Genomic DNA, 16477 nt, shown 5'->3' with positions numbered 1-16477 from the left:
GCGGGAGGCGCTATTTGGGGCGGGGCGGAGGCGGTGACGGGGGGCCTTGTCAGTGCTCCATGGGATGCTGTCCGGGATGGCCAGGAAGACTGCTCAAGACGACCCTCTCGCCCCCGTGACGCTTGCCGTGGGCCAGGAGGATCTCCTGCTCGACCGTGCCGTGCGGGAGGTGGTGGTCGCCGCCAGGGCCGCCGACGCCGACACGGACGTGCGCGACCTCACGCCGGACCAGCTCCAGCCGGGCACGCTCGCGGAGTTGACCAGCCCGTCGCTGTTCGCGGAGCGCAAGGTCGTCGTCGTGCGCAACGCGCAAGACCTGTCGGCCGACACGATCAAGGACGTGAAGGCGTATCTGGGGGCGCCCGCCGAGGAGATCACGCTCGTGCTGCTGCACGCGGGCGGGGCCAAGGGCAAGGGGCTGCTGGATGCCGCGCGCAAGGCGGGGGCGCGGGAGGTGGCGTGCCCGAAGATGACGAAGCCGGCGGACCGGCTGGCGTTCGTCCGGGGAGAGTTCCGCACGCTGGGGCGGTCGGCCACACCGGAGGCCTGCCAGGCGCTGTGCGACGCCATCGGAAGCGACCTGCGGGAGCTGGCGTCGGCGGTGTCCCAGTTGTGCGCGGACGTCGAGGGCACCGTCGACGAGGCGGTCGTCGGGCGGTACTACACCGGGCGGGCCGAGGCGTCGAGCTTCACGGTCGCCGACCGGGCGGTCGAGGGGCGGGCGGCGGAGGCGCTGGAGGCGCTGCGGTGGTCGCTGGCGACCGGGGTGGCGCCGGTGCTGATCACCAGTGCGCTGGCGCAGGGCGTGCGGGCGATCGGGAAGCTGTCCGCCGCGCGGGGCGGGCGGCCGGCCGATCTGGCGCGGGAGCTGGGGATGCCGCCGTGGAAGATCGACCGGGTGCGGCAGCAGATGCGTGGGTGGACACCGGACGGGGTGGCCGTGGCGTTGCGGGCGGTCGCCGAGGCCGACGCGGGCGTGAAGGGCGGCGGGGACGACGCCGAGTACGCCCTGGAGAAGGCGGTCGTGACCATCGCGCGGGCGGCGCGGTCCCGCGGGCGGGGTTAGCGCGTCGAAGCGCCGGACGGACCGTCGGCCACCGGCCTGAGTCGAAGCGGCGAGCGCATGCCGAAGGCCCCGGCGTCCGCCCTGGGGAAGGGCGGGGCGCCGGGGCCTTCGGTTGAGGCTGTTGGACTCGCACCCGCGTGGCGAACGCAGGCCGCGTGCGAATCCGGGGTGCCGGTCGGGAGCGGATGAGAGAGGGCCCGCTCGGGGTCCTTCCGGCGGCTGGATCCGGCGGGCCGGATCCGGTCAGACCAGACAGGGGGTTCAGCCCTGGAGGGAAGCGACCTTCGCAGCCAGCGCCGACTTCTTGTTGGCGGCCTGGTTCTTGTGGATGACGCCCTTGGAGACGGCCTTGTCGAGCTGACGCGCGGCAGCGCGCTGGTACTCGGTGGCCTTCTCGACGTCACCCGCGGCAGCAGCCTCGCGGGCCTTGCGGATCGCGGTCTTCAGGGAGGACTTGACGGCCTTGTTGCGCAGCCGAGCCTTCTCGTTGGTCTTGATCCGCTTGATCTGGGACTTGATGTTCGCCACGAATGAGCCTTTTCAGGTTCAGGCACGGGGCCAGAAGGGATTCCGGGTCCCGTACCAGGTGATTTCTTGAAGGCGCGCCTCGCGCTGAGAGGGCATGAGGCACAGCCACCCAGGCTACCAGTGGCGCTCCAGGTGGCCCAAACCGGTCCCCGGTCGCCGCCCGTGGGACCATGGAGGCTACGTAACGATCCGACCCGAGGCATAAGGCGCCTCAAGAGACAGGACCCTGCGTGCCCGCGACCCCTAACCATGTGCCCGAGCCGAGCCGTACCGACCCGGCTCTGATCCGCAATTTCTGCATCATCGCGCACATCGACCACGGCAAGTCCACGCTCGCCGACCGGATGCTCCAGCTGACCGGTGTGGTCGAGCAGCGGCAGATGCGTGCTCAGTACCTCGACCGGATGGACATCGAGCGCGAGCGCGGCATCACGATCAAGTCCCAGGCCGTGCGCCTGCCCTGGGCTCCCACCCAGGACCCGGGCAACACGCACATCCTCAACATGATCGACACCCCGGGGCACGTCGACTTCACCTACGAGGTCTCGAGGTCGCTCGCCGCCTGCGAGGGGACCATCCTCCTCGTCGACGCCGCCCAGGGCATTGAGGCCCAGACCCTCGCCAACCTGTACCTGGCGATGGAGAACGACCTCACCATCATTCCCGTGCTGAACAAGATCGACCTGCCGGCCGCGCAGCCGGAGAAGTTCGCCGAGGAACTGGCGAACCTGGTCGGGTGTGAGCCGGACGACGTGCTGAAGGTGTCCGCGAAGACCGGACTCGGCGTGGAGGCCCTGCTCGACAAGGTCGTCGCCGAGATCCCGCCGCCGGTCGGCGTGAAGGACGCGCCCGCGCGCGCCATGATCTTCGACTCCGTCTACGACTCCTACCGCGGCGTCGTGACGTACGTCCGTGTCATCGACGGCCAGCTCAACAAGCGTGAGCGGATCCGGATGATGTCCACGAACGCGACGCACGAGCTGCTGGAGATCGGCTGCAACTCGCCCGAGATGCTCCCCGCCGACGGGCTCGGCGTCGGTGAGGTGGGCTACCTGATCACCGGTGTGAAGGACGTCCGGCAGTCCAAGGTCGGTGACACGATCACCAGCCAGGCCAAGGGGGCCACGGAGGCGCTCGGCGGGTACAAGGACCCCAAGCCCATGGTCTTCTCCGGGCTGTATCCGCTGGACGGCTCCGACTATCCGGAACTGCGCGAGGCGCTGGACAAGCTCCAGCTCAACGACGCCGCGCTGGTGTACGAGCCGGAGACCTCCGCCGCCCTCGGCTTCGGTTTCCGCGTCGGCTTCCTCGGCCTGCTCCACCTCGACGTGGTGCGGGAGCGGCTGGAGCGGGAGTTCGGGCTCGACCTGATCGCCACCGCGCCCAACGTGGTCTACCGCGTGATCATGGAGGACGGCATCGAGCACACCGTCACCAACCCGAGCGAGTTCCCCGAGGGCAAGCTCGCCGAGGTGTACGAGCCGGTGGTGCGGGCGACGATCCTGGCGCCCACCGAGTTCATCGGCGCGATCATGGAGCTGTGCCAGACCCGGCGCGGCACCCTGCTCGGCATGGACTACCTCTCCGAGGACCGCGTCGAGATCCGCTACACCCTGCCGCTCGCCGAGATCGTCTTCGACTTCTTCGACCAGCTGAAGTCCAAGACCCGCGGCTACGCCTCGCTGGACTACGAGCCCACCGGCGAGCAGTCCTCCAGCCTGGTCAAGGTCGACATCCTGCTGCACGGCGACAAGGTGGACGCCTTCTCGGCGATCACGCACAAGGACCAGGCGTACGCGTACGGCGTGCGGCTCGTCGCCAAGCTCAAGGAACTGATCCCGCGGCAGAACTTCGAGGTGCCGGTGCAGGCCGCCATCGGCTCCCGGGTGATCGCCCGCGAGACCATCCGCGCCATCCGCAAGGACGTCCTCGCCAAGTGCTACGGCGGTGACATCTCCCGTAAGCGGAAGCTGCTGGAGAAGCAGAAGGAAGGCAAGAAGCGGATGAAGATGGTGGGTTCCGTGGAGGTTCCGCAGGAGGCCTTCATCGCGGTGCTGTCCAGCGACGACAGCGCGGGGCCGGCCAAGGGCAAGAAGTAGCCGCGGCCTACCGGGGGTAACTTCGCGAATCGTGCCCAACAGGGGCCTGCCGTCCAGGACGGCAGGCCCCTGTCGCATGCGTAGGGCCGCCCTTATCGAGGAAGTGACACAGCACGAAGTCTTACGCAGTGGCCGGTCGGCCTCTACCCTGATCCCTGCTCGATAGTTACTCGCGAGTTAAGCAACGGCGCGCGAGTGCACCCTGCCGCACTGAAGGCGCAAGACGCCCTGAGCCAGCCGCACCGTCGCGGGCCCCGGAGGATGTCGTGACCGACACACAGACTTTGATCGAGAACCGTCCGCCGTCCGTCGCGGGCCTCTTCCTGGAGCGCGTTTCGGCCACCCCGGACGCCGAGGCGTTCCGTCACCCCGTCCCGTCGGCCTCGGGGCAGGGCCCGGACGAGTGGAAGTCGCTGAGCTGGGCGCAGACCGCCGAGCGGGTGAACGCCATCGCGGCCGGCCTGATCGAGCTGGGGGTCGAGCCGGAGCAGCGGGTCGCGCTGGCCTCCGCCACCCGGATCGAGTGGATCCTCGCCGACCTCGGCATCATGTGCGCCGGCGCCGCCACCACCACGATCTACCCGCAGACCAACGCCGACGAGTCGGCGTACATCCTCGCCGACTCGGGCAGCCGCGTGCTCATCGCGGAGGACGCCGAGCAGCTGGCCAAGGCGCTGGAGAAGCGCGCGGAGCTGCCCGACCTGACGCATGTCGTCGTCATCGACGCCACGGGCGTGGAGACCGACGACCGGGTGCTCAGCCTCACCGAGCTGGAGGAGCGCGGCGCGGCCCGGCTCAAGACGGAGCCGGGTCTGGTCAAGGAGCGGGTCGGTGCGATCACCAAGGACCAGCTGGCCACCCTGATCTACACCTCCGGCACGACCGGCCGTCCCAAGGGTGTCCGGCTCCCGCACGACAACTGGTCGTACATGGCGAAGGCGATCGCCGCGACCGGGCTGCTCGGCCCGGACGACGTGCAGTACCTGTGGCTGCCGCTCGCGCACGTCTTCGGCAAGGTGCTGATCTCCGGGCACCTCGAGGTCGGTCACATCACCGCCGTCGACGGCCGGGTGGACAAGATCATCGAGAATCTGCCGGTGGTGCAGCCGACGTACATGGCGGCCGTGCCGCGGATCTTCGAGAAGGTCTACAACGGCGTCGCCGCCAAGGCCCGTGCCGGTGGCCCCGCCAAGTACAAGATCTTCCAGTGGGCGGCGGGCGTCGCGCGCGAGTACGCCAAGGTCACCCAGGACAACTTCCGGCGCACCGGGACCGCCTCGGCGCCGTTCGGGCTGGCCGTGCAGCACAAGGCGGCCGACGCGCTCGTGTACTCCAAGCTGCGCGAGGCCTTCGGCGGGCGCCTGCGGGCCTGCGTGTCCGGGTCGGTGGCGCTGGCCCCCGAGATCGGATACTTCTTCTCCGGCGCCGGCATCCACATCCTGGAGGGGTACGGGCTGACCGAGTCCTCCGCGGCGTCGTTCGTCAACCCCGGTGAGGCGTACCGGACCGGCACGGTCGGCAAGCCGCTGCCCGGGACCGAGGTGCGGATCGCGGAGGACGGCGAGATCCTGCTGCGCGGGCCCGGGATCATGGAGGGGTACCACGGGCTGCCCGAGAAGACCGCCGAGGTGCTGGAGCCGGACGGCTGGTTCCACACCGGGGACATCGGGGAACTGTCGCCCGACGGGTACCTGCGGATCACCGACCGGAAGAAGGACCTGTTCAAGACCTCGGGCGGCAAGTACGTCGCGCCGACCGAGATCGAGGGCGCGTTCAAGTCGGTGTGCCCGTACGTGTCCAACATCCTGGTGCACGGGGCCGACCGGAACTTCTGCACCGCGCTCATCGCGCTCGACGAGCCGTCGATCATGCAGTGGGCGAAGGAGAACGGGCTGGACGGCAAGCCGTACGCCGACGTGGTGGCGGCGCCGGCGACCGTGGAGATGGTCCAGGGGTACGTGCAGGAGCTGAACGCGGGGCTCCAGCGGTGGCAGACGATCAAGAAGTTCCGGCTGCTGCCCCGGGACCTCGACGTGGAGCACGGGGAGATCACGCCGAGTCTGAAGCTGAAGCGGCCCGTGGTGGAGCGGGAGTACCAGCACCTGCTGGACGAGATGTACGCCGGGGCGCGGGAGGCCTAGGGAGGCCGGGGCCGGGGCCCGGGGAGCGCGGGCGGCTGCGGGTTCGCAGCAGTCGCTCGCGCAGTTCCCCGTGCCCCGTCGGTCGGTGCAGGCATCCTGCGTCGACTACTTGGCGTTTTCCGGTCGAGTTTGGCCACTTCGGTAACTCACCGCTTATGTGTGGGGTCTGTCTGTCACCCTGTCGGACGTGATCGAGGCGTACTGGTCCGAGCCGCTCGGAGAGCTGGACATCGGGGCCCTACCGGCGCAGAGGGAGTCCCCGCCCCTGGCCCCCGTGCCCCCCGGTGCACAGGTGCGCGCCGCCCTCAGTGGAAGCCCTCTCGCTCCGGGTGCCGCCCGGGGACTGCTGCGCTCGGCGTTCCAGGAGTGGACCGCCCTCGCGGTGCCCGGCGCCGAGCGGCTCACCGGCCGGCTGGCCCACGACGCCATGGTCGTCCTGAGCGAGCTGGTCACGAACGCCGTCGTGCACGCCGGCACCGACGTCGAGCTGGCCTGCCGGCTGGAGCCCGAGTCCGGTGCGGTCGTCGTCGAGGTCTGCGACCACCATCCCTCGCGGCCACCCCGGAACGGGGAGAGCGAGGCGGCGCGGGAGACGCCGGAGTACGGGCGCGGGCTGCGGCTGGTCGCCGCGCTCTCCGAGTCCTGGGGCGTGACCTACCGGCGGGGCGCCAAGACCGTCTGGGCGCGGGTGACCGCCGAGGTGTGCCCGGGCGCCGAGGGGCACGACCTCGAGCGCACGGGTTTCCCCGGCGCCGAGCTGCTCGCCCCCGAACCTTCCTCCGACGCGCCCGAGCGGGGGCGGCTCCCTCGGTCCGTGCGCGACCGGGACTGGCTCGGCCGGGGCGCGCTGTCCTTCCTCGCCGAGGCCTCCGACCTGCTCGCCGGGCAGCTCGACGAGGACCTGGTCGCCGCGCTCACCGGCCAGCTGATCGTGCCGAGGCTTGCCGACTGGTGCGCGGTGTGGCTGGAGGACGAGGCCCTGGGCGGCCGGGCCGGGTGGGGCGAGGGCGGCGGGGCGGGCGGGCCGCGGCCGGCGCGGGTGTGGCACACGAACGAGGAGCGGACCGAGGAGCTGCGGCGGTGCCTGGAGAAGGAGCCGCCGCGGGTGGGGGACGGGCTGACGGCCTCCGGCCCGGTGCCGTACCCGTGGCCCGGCGACGCGTGGCACCCGGAGGCGTGGCCCGACGACTCGTGCCCCGGGGGCTCGCCGGCGGGCGATGCGCTGCCCACCGGTCCGTCGCCCGACGATGGGCTGCCCCAGGACTCATCGCAGGCTCAGAAGGGCGACGGCACGGGCCCCGGCGCCCCCGCCACGCAAGGCGCCTCCGCCGGGCCCGGCGGCCCCACCGCGTCCGCCGCCCCCGCCGCCGGTACGGCCCTGTCGTACCGGCTCGTCGCCGGTGGGCGGCCGCTCGGCACGCTCGTCATCGGGCGGGCCGGACCTGCGGGGTTCCCGGACGAGATCACCGGACTCGTCGAGGACCTCAGCCGCCGGGTCGCGCTGGCCATCGGGGCGGCCCGGCAGTACGCCCGGCAGGCCACCATCAGCGCCGTACTCCAGCGGGGCCTGCTGCCCGGGGCGGTCGCGCAGATCCCCGGAATGCGCAGCGCCCTCGTGTACGAGCCCTGCGACAAGGGCGGGCCCAGCGGCGACTTCTACGACCTCTTCCCGGCCGGCGACGGGCGCTGGTGCTTCGCCGTCGGCGACGTCCAGGGCAAGGGGCCCGAGGCGGCCGTCGTCATCGGGCTGGCCCGCCCCTGGCTGCGGTTGCTCGCCCGCGAGGGCTACCGCGTCGCCGACGTCCTGGACCGCCTCAACCAGCTCCTCCTCGACGACGCCACCGAGGCCGCCGACGCCGCCGCCCGCGCGCTGGTCGGCCCCGTCGGACCCGGAGACGGTCCCCAGACCCGCTTCCTGTCCCTCCTGTACGGCGAACTCGCCCCCTTCGACGGCGGCGTCCGCTGCACCGTCGCCTCCGCCGGGCATCCGCTGCCGCTGCTCCTCGGGCCGGACGGCGACGTCCGTACCGTCGCGCGGCCGCAGACCCTGCTCGGGGTCGTCGAGGACGAGACGTACACCAGCGAGAGCTTCGAGCTGAGGTCCGGTGACACCCTGCTGTGCGTCACGGACGGGGTGACCGAGCGGCGCAGCGGCTCGCGCCAGTTCGACGACGGGGACGGGCTGGCGGCGGCGCTGGCGGGGTGCGCGGGGATGAGCGCCGAGGCGATCGCCGAGCGGATCAGGCGGCTGGTGCACGACTTCGGCGGGCGTCCGCCGGAAGACGATCTGGCGCTGCTGGTGCTCCAGGCCGAGTGACGCCCCGCGTACGGGACAATGGGGGACATGCCTTCCGCACTTCCCGACGGCGAGCCCGTCCCCGACGACGGCGCGCTGCCCCCCGCCGCGCTCGCCGGGGCGGCCGACCGACCCCTCGGGTTCTACCTGCACGTCCCCTACTGCGCGACCCGCTGCGGCTACTGCGACTTCAACACCTACACGGCGACCGAGCTGCGCGGCACGGGCGGCGTGCTCGCCTCGCGCGACAACTACGCCGACACGCTGATCCACGAGATCCGGCTGGCCCGCAAGGTGCTCGGGGACGACCCGCGCGAGGTGCGGACGGTCTTCGTCGGGGGCGGTACGCCGACACTGCTGGCCGCCGACGATCTCGTACGGATGCTGGGGGCGATCCGGGAAGAGTTCGGGCTGGCGGCGGACGCCGAGGTCACGACGGAGGCGAACCCGGAGTCGGTTGACCCGGCGTACCTCGCGGCGCTGCGGCAGGGCGGCTTCAACCGGGTGTCCTTCGGAATGCAGAGCGCGAAGCAGCACGTGCTGAAGATTCTCGACCGCACGCACACCCCCGGCCGCCCCGAGGCGTGCGTCGCGGAGGCCCGGGCAGCCGGGTTCGACCATGTGAACCTGGACCTGATCTACGGCACGCCGGGGGAGTCCGACGACGACTGGCGGGCCTCGCTGGACGCGGCGCTGGGAGCGGGGCCGGACCACATCAGTGCCTACGCGCTGATCGTGGAGGAGGGCACGCAGCTGGCCCGGCGGATCCGCCGGGGCGAGGTCCCGATGACCGACGACGACGTGCACGCCGACCGGTACCTGATCGCGGAGGAGCGGCTGTCCCAGGCCGGTTTCGACTGGTACGAGGTGTCCAACTGGGCCACCTCGGACGCCGCCCGCTGCCTGCACAACGAGCTGTACTGGCGGGGCGCCGACTGGTGGGGCGCGGGGCCGGGCGCGCACAGCCACGTCGGCGGTGTGCGCTGGTGGAACGTGAAACACCCCGGCGCCTACGCCGCCGCCCTGGCGGCCGGCCGCTCACCCGGCGCCGGCCGCGAACTGCTCTCGGACGAGGACCGCCGCGTGGAGCGCGTCCTGCTGGAGCTGCGGCTGCGCGACGGCGTGCCGCTGAGCCTGTTGCGCGCGGACGGTCTGCGGGCCGCGCGCCGGGCCCTGTCCGAGGGCCTGCTCCAGCAGGGCCCGTACGAACAGGGCCGTGCGGCCCTCACCCTGCGCGGGCGACTGCTGGCGGACGCCGTGGTGCGGGACCTCGTGGACTGATCACTCCGGCGGGTGAATCGGTGCGGAACGCGGGTTCGGTCCCTAACCTGGTTCGTAGGCTGCCGCCGACAGTGCGCGGCGGATGCGGAGGGCCACGGAGATGACCGCTGTGGATGATCGCCGGGTGCATGAGGCGTTCGAGAACCTTGTCGTTCCCGAGGGCTTCAAGGCCGAGCTCATCCGGGGGGAAATCGTGATGATGGCCGGACCCGACAAGGTCCACAACCGCATCGTGCAGTTCGTGCAGGACCAGATTCCCTCGGATCGCTGGGAACGGCTTCAGACCCAGGACGTGGCCTTTCCGCGCGAGGAGAGCGAGCCCCAGCCCGATCTGGTGGTCATGGAGGCGGGCGCCGACGACAGCCCCGGACGGCTGGTGCCCGCACCGGCGGTGACCATGCTGGTCGAGGTCGTTTCCCGAACCAGCGTGCATCGGGACTACGTGGAGAAGCGGTCGATCTACGCCGCCGGTGGCGTGCCGGTCTACCTGATCATCGACCCCTTCGAAGCGAGGTGCCTGGTGCTGACGGAGCCGACGGGGACCGGGTTGTCGGCGGACTACCAGAGCAACCGCACACGCAAGTTCGGGGACCGAGTGCACCTGCCGATCATCGGCGTCGACCTGGACACGAGCCGGTTCGGCACTCTTCCATCGCTCAAGGCGCCGTGACGAAGTCGATCAGTTCCTCCACGCGGCCGAGCAGCTCGGGTTCCAGGTCCTTGTAGGAGCGCACCCGCGACAGGATCGCCTGCCAGGCCGCGCCGGTGTTCTCCGGCCACCCCAGAGCCCGGCACACCCCCGTCTTCCAGTCCTGCCCGCGTGGTACGCGGGGCCACGCCGCGATGCCCAGCGACGCCGGCTTCACCGCCTCCCAGATGTCGATGTACGGGTGGCCCACCACCAGGGCGTGCTCGCTGGTCACCGACTCCGCGATGCGCCACTCCTTCGTGCCCGGCACCAGGTGGTCCACCAGGACGCCCAGCCGCGCGTCCGGGCCCGGCGCGAAGGACTCCACGATCGCCGGGAGGTCGTCGACACCCTCCAGGTACTCCACGACCACGCCCTCGACGCGCAGGTCGTCGCCCCAGACCTTCTCCACGAGCTCGGCGTCGTGCCGGCCCTCGACGTAGATGCGGCCGGCGCGGGCCACCCGGGCACGGGCGCCGGGGACGGCGACCGAGCCGGAGGCGGTACGGGTCGGACGCACCGGACCGGAGGACGGCCGCACGAGCGTCACCACCCGGCCCTCCAGCAGGAAGCCCCGTGGCTCCAGCGGGAACACCCGCTGCTTGCCGAACCGGTCCTCCAGGGTCACCGTGCCCGCCTCGCAGCGGATCACCGCGCCGCAGAAACCGGTGCCGGGCTCCTCGACGACCAGGCCGGGCTCCGCGGCGACCTCCGGGACGGGCCGGGGCTTCTTCCACGGAGGGGTCAGATCCGGAGAGTACTGGCGCATTCGCATGACGATATGGACAGGCCCTTGCGTCATCCGTGCGACACGCCGAACCGGACGGCGAGGGCGTCGCGCTGGCGCCGCACGAACGCCGCGTCCACCACCGCTCCGTGACCGGGCACGTACAGTGCGTCCTCACCCCCCAGGTCGAGCAGCCGGTCGAGGGCGGCGGGCCAGTGCGACGCCACGGCGTCGGGACCCGCCTGCGGCTCCCCCGACTCCTCGACCAGATCGCCGCAGAAGACCACCTCCGGCTCGCCCGGACGCTCCCCGGGGACCAGCACCACCAGGTCGTACGCGGTGTGCGCCGGGCCCACGTTCGCCAGCAGCACCTGCCGGCCGGGGCCCAGGTCGAGGGTCCACTCGCCGCAGACGTGATGGCGGGGCGGGACCAGCGTGTCGGCCGCCTCCTGCGCCGCCGCAGCGTCCAGACCGTGGTGGACGGCGTCCGCGCGGAGTTCCTCACGTCCGCGCCGGCCGCCGAGCACGGAGTCGATGCCGACCGCGCCGAACACCTCGACCCCGGCGAACGCCGCCGCGCCCAGCACGTGGTCGAAGTGGGGGTGGGTCAACGCGAGATGGGTCACACGGTGACCGGCCAGCGCCTCCGCCCGCGCCCGCAGCGCCGCCCCCTCCGCGAGGCTCGACCCCGCGTCGATCAGCAGCGCCGCGCCCCGGCCGACCACCAGCCCCACCGTGCAGTCCCAGCCGGGCAGCCGGCAGCGCCCGACGCCGTCCGCGAGCCGCTCCCAGCCCACCTCTTCCCAAGTCACGCTCATACCGCGACGCTAGGCCCTGTCGCCGTGTTCGCGCCTGCCCGGCCGCGCGAACGGCTTGATCGCGGCGACAGGGCGTGCGGTACGCCCCCACCCGGCACGACCTCCGGGGACCGGCCTTGCCGGAGGCGTACCCGGCGGCCGTACACTGGGCCGGTAAGGCTGGCACTCGCCTGCGTCGAGTGCCAGGGGGAAGCGCCAAGGGGACGACGTGCTGGAGGTGTGCGCGGATGCTCAGTGAACGAAGGCTGCAGGTACTGCGCGCGATCGTCCAGGACTACGTCGGCACCGAGGAGCCGGTCGGTTCCAAGGCGCTCACCGAGCGGCACGGCCTCGGCGTCTCCCCGGCGACCGTGCGCAACGACATGGCCGCCCTGGAGGACGAGGGATACATCGCCCAGCCGCACACCAGCGCCGGGCGCATCCCCACCGACAAGGGCTACCGGCTCTTCGTCGACAAGCTCGCCGAGGTCAAGCCGCTGACCGCGCCGGAGCGGCGCGCGATCCAGAACTTCCTCGATGGCGCCGTCGACCTGGACGACGTGGTGGCCCGCACCGTGCGGCTCCTCGCGCAGCTGACGCGGCAGGTCGCCGTCGTGCAGTACCCGTCACTGACCCGGTCCACCGTGCGGCACGTGGAGTTGCTCTCGCTGGCGCCGGCGCGCGTGATGCTGGTGCTGATCACCGACACCGGGCGGGTCGAGCAGCGGATGGTCGACTGCCCGGCGCCGTTCGGCGAGGCGTCGCTGGCGGATCTGCGGGCGCGGCTGAACAGCCGGGTCGCGGGCCGCCGTTTCGCGGACGTGCCACAGTTGGTGCAGGATCTGCCGGAAGCCTTCGAGCTGGAGGACCGCGGCACGGTCCAGACGGTGCTCTCCACCCTCCTGGAGACGCTCGTCGAACAGACCGAGGAGCGGCTGATGATCGGCGGCACCGCCAATCTGACCCGCTTCGGACATGACTTCCCCCTCACCATCCGCCCCGTCCTGGAGGCGCTCGAGGAGCAGGTCGTGCTCCTCAAGCTCCTGGGCGAGGCGAAGGATTCGGGCATGACCGTGCGCATCGGGCACGAGAACGCCCATGAGGGACTCAACTCCACGTCGGTGGTGTCGGTCGGCTACGGTTCGGGCGGCGAGGCAGTCGCCAAGCTCGGCGTGGTCGGACCGACCCGCATGGATTACCCGGGAACGATGGGAGCGGTACGCGCAGTGGCACGGTACGTCGGACAGATCCTGGCGGAGTCGTAAGTGGCCACGGACTACTACGCCGTTCTCGGCGTGCGCCGCGACGCGTCGCAGGAAGAGATCAAGAAGGCCTTCCGGCGGCTCGCACGCGAGCTGCACCCGGACGTCAATCCCGATCCGAAGACGCAGGAGCGGTTCAAGGAGATCAACGCCGCTTACGAGGTGCTGTCGGACCCGCAGAAGAAGCAGGTCTACGACCTCGGCGGCGACCCGCTGTCGCAGGCCGGCGCGGGCGCCGCGGGCGGCTTCGGCGCGGGTGGCTTCGGGAACTTCTCGGACATCATGGACGCGTTCTTCGGCACGGCGTCGCAGCGCGGGCCGCGCTCGCGCACCCGCCGGGGCCAGGACGCGATGATCCGTATCGAGGTCGAGCTGGACGAGGCGGCCTTCGGCACGACGAAGGACATCCAGGTCGACACGGCCATCGTCTGCTCCACGTGCAGCGGCGAGGGAGCGGCGCCGGGGACCTCGGCGCAGACGTGCGACATGTGCCGCGGGCGCGGTGAGGTGTCGCAGGTCACTCGGTCCTTCCTGGGCCAGGTCATGACCTCGCGCCCCTGCCCGCAGTGCCAGGGCTTCGGCACCGTCGTGCCGAACCCGTGCCCGGAGTGCGCGGGCGACGGCCGGGTGCGTTCCCGGCGCACGCTGACGGTGAAGATTCCGGCCGGTGTCGACAACGGCACGCGCATCCAGCTCGCCGGTGAGGGCGAGGTCGGGCCCGGTGGCGGTCCGGCCGGCGACCTCTACGTCGAGATCCACGAGCTGCCGCACTCGACCTTCCAGCGGCGCGGCGACGACCTGCACTGCACGGTCACGATCCCGATGACGGCGGCGGCCCTCGGCACGAAGGTGCCGCTGGAGACCCTGGACGGCCTGGAGGAGGTCGACATCCGGCCCGGCACCCAGTCCGGCCAGTCGATCCCGCTGCACGGCCGGGGCGTCACGCACCTGCGCGGCGGCGGCCGCGGCGACCTCGTCGTCCACGTCGAGGTCCAGACCCCGACCAAGCTGGACGTGGAGCAGGAACGACTCCTGCGGGAGCTGGCCAAGCTCCGCGGCGAGGAACGACCTCAGGGACAGTTCCAGCCCGGGCAGCAGGGGCTGTTCTCGCGGCTGAAGGACGCGTTCAACGGGCGCTGACGGCTGCTGACGGATGGTGCCGAGGCTGCGCCGAGACGCGGCCGGGGGACCGGCGGGTGTCCCCGGGCAGGCACCGTCAGCCGGGCAGCGGGGGCTGTTTCCCGCGGCCGAAGAACGCGTTCGACGGGGTGCCGTCGGCATATGCCGGACGGCAGCCCGGATTCGGACTTGTTCGGAGGACGTGACAACATGCCGTCATGTCCTCCGCACTGACCGATCTCTTTCCGCTTCCGATCGTGCAGGCCCCCATGGCGGGCGGCGTCTCCGTGCCGCGGCTCGCCGCGGCCGTGTCCGAGGCCGGCGGGCTCGGATTCCTCGCGGCCGGTTACAAGACGGCCGACGGCATGTACCAGGAGATCAAGCAGGTGCGGGGGCTGACCGCCCGCCCCTTCGGCGTGAACCTGTTCATGCCGCAGCCCGACGTCGCGGAGCCCGCCGCCGTCGACGTCTACGCCCATCAGCTGGCCGGAGAGGCCGCCTGGTACGAGACCGAGCTCGGCGACCCCGACAGCGGCCGGGACGACGGTTACGACACCAAGCTCGCGGTGCTGCTGGACAACCCGGTGCCGGTGGTCTCCTTCCACTTCGGCGTGCCCAGCCGTGAGGTCCTGGACTCCCTCCGCCGCGTCGGCACCCTCACCCTCGTCACCGCCACCACGCCCGACGAGGCCCGGGCCGTCGAGCAGGCCGGCGCCGACGCCGTGATCGTGCAGGGTGCCGAGGCCGGCGGCCACCAGGGCACGCACCGGGACATCCCCGAGAACGACGGCTCCGCCATCGGCCTGCTCTCCCTGATCGGCCAGATCCGCGAGGCGGTCGGCCTGCCGCTCGTCGCCGCCGGCGGCATCATGCGCGGCAGCCAGATCGCCGCCGTCCTGGCGGCCGGCGCGAGCGCCGCGCAGCTCGGCACGGCGTTCCTGCCCACCCCCGAGTCCGGCGCGAGCGCCGTGCACAAGCAGGCGCTGACCAACCCGCTGTTCGTCCGTACGGCACTCACCCGCGCCTTCTCCGGCCGCCCGGCCCGCGGCCTGGTCAACCGCTTCCTGCGCGAGCACGGCCCGTACGCCCCCGCCGCCTACCCCGAGGTCCACCACCTCACCTCCCCGATCCGCAAGGCCGCGGCGCGGGCGGGCGACGCGCAGGGCATGGCGCTGTGGGCCGGCCAGGGCCACGGGATGGCGCGTGAGCTGCCCGCCGGGGAGCTGGTGCAGGTGCTGGCGGCCGAGCTCACCGCGGCCACGACGGCGTTGTCCTCCGGGAGCGCCGGATGACCGCTCCGGTCTTCGTCGTCGAGCACTTCCGCGCGGGCGACGGCGGACGGTACGTCCTCGACGGGCCCGAGGGCCGGCACGCGGTCTCCGTGAAGCGGCTGCGGCCCGGCGAGGACGTGGTCCTCACCGACGGGGCCGGGCGCTGGGCGGAGTGCGTGGTCGTGGACACCGAGGGCAAGGACCGGCTGATCGTCCACATGGACTCGGTGTCCGAGGAACCGGTGCCCGAACCTCGCATCACGGTCGTCCAGGCCCTGCCCAAGGGGGACCGGGGCGAGCTGGCCGTGGAGACCATGACCGAGGTCGGGGTCGACGCGATCGTGCCCTGGCAGGCCGCCCGCTGCATCACCCAGTGGAAGGGCGACCGCGGAGCGAAGTCCCTGGCCAAGTGGCGGGCCACCGCCCGCGAGGCCGGCAAGCAGTCCCGCCGGGTGCGCTTCCCCGAGGTCGCGGACGCGGCGACGGGCAAGCAGGTCGCCGCGCTGCTCGCCGGGGCCGGCTTCGCCGCCGTACTGCACGAGAGCGGTGAGGAACCGCTGGCCGCCGCCGAACTGCCCACCGAGGGCGAGATCGTGCTGGTCGTCGGACCCGAAGGAGGCGTCTCCCCGGAGGAGTTGTCGCTCTTCGCGCAGGCCGGGGCGCGTGCCTACCGGCTCGGGCCGACCGTGCTGCGCACCTCGACGGCCGGTACCGCGGCGGCGGCGCTGCTGCTCGGCCGTACCGGACGCTGGTCCTGATCCCCGCGCGGGAGGACGTCATGGAACTCGCCCAAGTCAGGCTCCTGGTCAGCGACTTCGCCGCCTGCTACCGCTTCTACGCCGATGTCCTCGGCCTGAAGCCGCAGTCGGGTGCGACCGAGGGACCGTACGAGAGGTTCAGCCCCGCGACGGGCTCGGCGGGCATCGCGCTGCAGGACCGCGCGATGATGGCGGACCTGATCGGCGAGGTGAACGACACCGCGACGGGCCACCGTTCGCTGGTGGTCCTGCGCGTCGACGACCTCGACACCTACTGCGAGCGCATCACGGCCCGCGGCGCGACCCTCCTGCACGGCCCGGCCCCCACGACGGACCGCATGCGCACCGCCCACCTCAAGGACCCGGAGGGCAACCTGGTGGAACTCCAGGAGTGGCAACTCCTCAACATCTGACGGCGACGGCCTCCCGCCGGCGTACCGGGTG

Annotated in this window: 14 protein-coding genes; 11 read left to right on the top strand and 3 right to left on the bottom strand. The window is 72.0% G+C overall.

The features are described 5' to 3' along the window. Positions 1-76 precede the first annotated feature (76 nt). A complete protein-coding gene (holA, locus tag IPT68_RS12300) occupies positions 77-1066 on the top strand; it encodes a DNA polymerase III subunit delta (protein ID WP_189698375.1) in 990 nt (329 codons plus the stop codon). Between the two features lie 261 nt (positions 1067-1327). Here holA and rpsT read toward each other — a convergent pair whose 3' ends face one another. After that, positions 1328-1594, bottom strand: coding sequence for a 30S ribosomal protein S20 (gene rpsT / locus IPT68_RS12295; RefSeq protein WP_043500789.1), 267 nt, complete (start codon positions 1592-1594; stop codon positions 1328-1330). 230 nt (positions 1595-1824) lie between these two features. On the opposite strand from rpsT, the gene lepA reads away from it, so the two are divergent. The 5 genes from lepA (at position 1825) to IPT68_RS12270 (ending at position 10081) form a co-directional block, all read left to right on the top strand. Continuing rightward, positions 1825-3693: a translation elongation factor 4 gene (gene lepA, locus IPT68_RS12290; protein ID WP_189698374.1), complete on the top strand. Its 1869-nt coding sequence runs from the start codon at positions 1825-1827 to the stop codon at positions 3691-3693. 266 nt (positions 3694-3959) lie between these two features. Continuing rightward, positions 3960-5834, top strand: coding sequence for an AMP-dependent synthetase/ligase (locus tag IPT68_RS12285; RefSeq protein ID WP_189698373.1), 1875 nt, complete (start codon positions 3960-3962; stop codon positions 5832-5834). Between the two features lie 187 nt (positions 5835-6021). Next, positions 6022-8151, top strand: a complete 2130-nt coding sequence (locus tag IPT68_RS12280) for a SpoIIE family protein phosphatase (RefSeq protein ID WP_373300577.1) — start codon at positions 6022-6024, stop codon at positions 8149-8151. A 27-nt stretch (positions 8152-8178) separates the two neighbouring features. Then, positions 8179-9411: a radical SAM family heme chaperone HemW gene (gene hemW, locus IPT68_RS12275; protein WP_189698372.1), complete on the top strand. Its 1233-nt coding sequence runs from the start codon at positions 8179-8181 to the stop codon at positions 9409-9411. 100 nt (positions 9412-9511) lie between these two features. After that, entirely contained in the window at positions 9512-10081 is a 570-nt protein-coding gene (locus IPT68_RS12270; RefSeq protein ID WP_189698371.1) for a Uma2 family endonuclease, read from the top strand. Here IPT68_RS12270 and IPT68_RS12265 read toward each other — a convergent pair. Together IPT68_RS12265 and IPT68_RS12260 are read right to left on the bottom strand one after the other, a co-directional pair. After that, positions 10068-10868 (bottom strand): DUF3097 domain-containing protein, encoded by an 801-nt coding sequence (locus tag IPT68_RS12265; RefSeq protein ID WP_189698370.1) that lies wholly within the window; start codon positions 10866-10868, stop codon positions 10068-10070. The two genes, IPT68_RS12270 and IPT68_RS12265, sit on opposite strands and share 14 nt — an antisense overlap. Before the next feature lie 29 nt (positions 10869-10897). After that, a complete protein-coding gene (locus IPT68_RS12260) occupies positions 10898-11644 on the bottom strand; it encodes an MBL fold metallo-hydrolase (RefSeq protein ID WP_189698369.1) in 747 nt (248 codons plus the stop codon). A gap of 227 nt (positions 11645-11871) precedes the next feature. Here IPT68_RS12260 and hrcA point away from each other — a divergent pair, with 227 nt between their 5' ends. The 5 genes from hrcA (at position 11872) to IPT68_RS12235 (ending at position 16446) form a co-directional block, all read left to right on the top strand. Then, complete coding sequence (hrcA, locus tag IPT68_RS12255; RefSeq protein ID WP_189698368.1) at positions 11872-12888, top strand: heat-inducible transcriptional repressor HrcA; 1017 nt, start codon at positions 11872-11874, stop codon at positions 12886-12888. After that, positions 12889-14025: a molecular chaperone DnaJ gene (gene dnaJ / locus IPT68_RS12250; protein ID WP_189698367.1), complete on the top strand. Its 1137-nt coding sequence runs from the start codon at positions 12889-12891 to the stop codon at positions 14023-14025. Positions 14026-14222: 197 nt separating this feature from the next. Beyond that, positions 14223-15296 (top strand): nitronate monooxygenase, encoded by a 1074-nt coding sequence (locus tag IPT68_RS12245; RefSeq protein WP_189698366.1) that lies wholly within the window; start codon positions 14223-14225, stop codon positions 15294-15296. Continuing rightward, a complete protein-coding gene (locus IPT68_RS12240) occupies positions 15293-16033 on the top strand; it encodes a 16S rRNA (uracil(1498)-N(3))-methyltransferase (protein WP_189698365.1) in 741 nt (246 codons plus the stop codon). Before IPT68_RS12245 ends, IPT68_RS12240 begins: the two co-directional genes overlap by 4 nt. 20 nt (positions 16034-16053) lie before the next feature. After that, positions 16054-16446, top strand: coding sequence for a VOC family protein (locus tag IPT68_RS12235; protein ID WP_189698364.1), 393 nt, complete (start codon positions 16054-16056; stop codon positions 16444-16446). The last annotated feature ends 31 nt before the right edge of the window (positions 16447-16477 follow it).

Origin of the sequence: Streptomyces chromofuscus (assembly GCF_015160875.1) — a bacterium.
GTDB lineage: Bacteria > Actinomycetota > Actinomycetes > Streptomycetales > Streptomycetaceae > Streptomyces > Streptomyces chromofuscus.
Note: the sequence above shows the minus strand (reverse complement) of the source record. Positions and strands in the feature narration are given on the sequence as shown.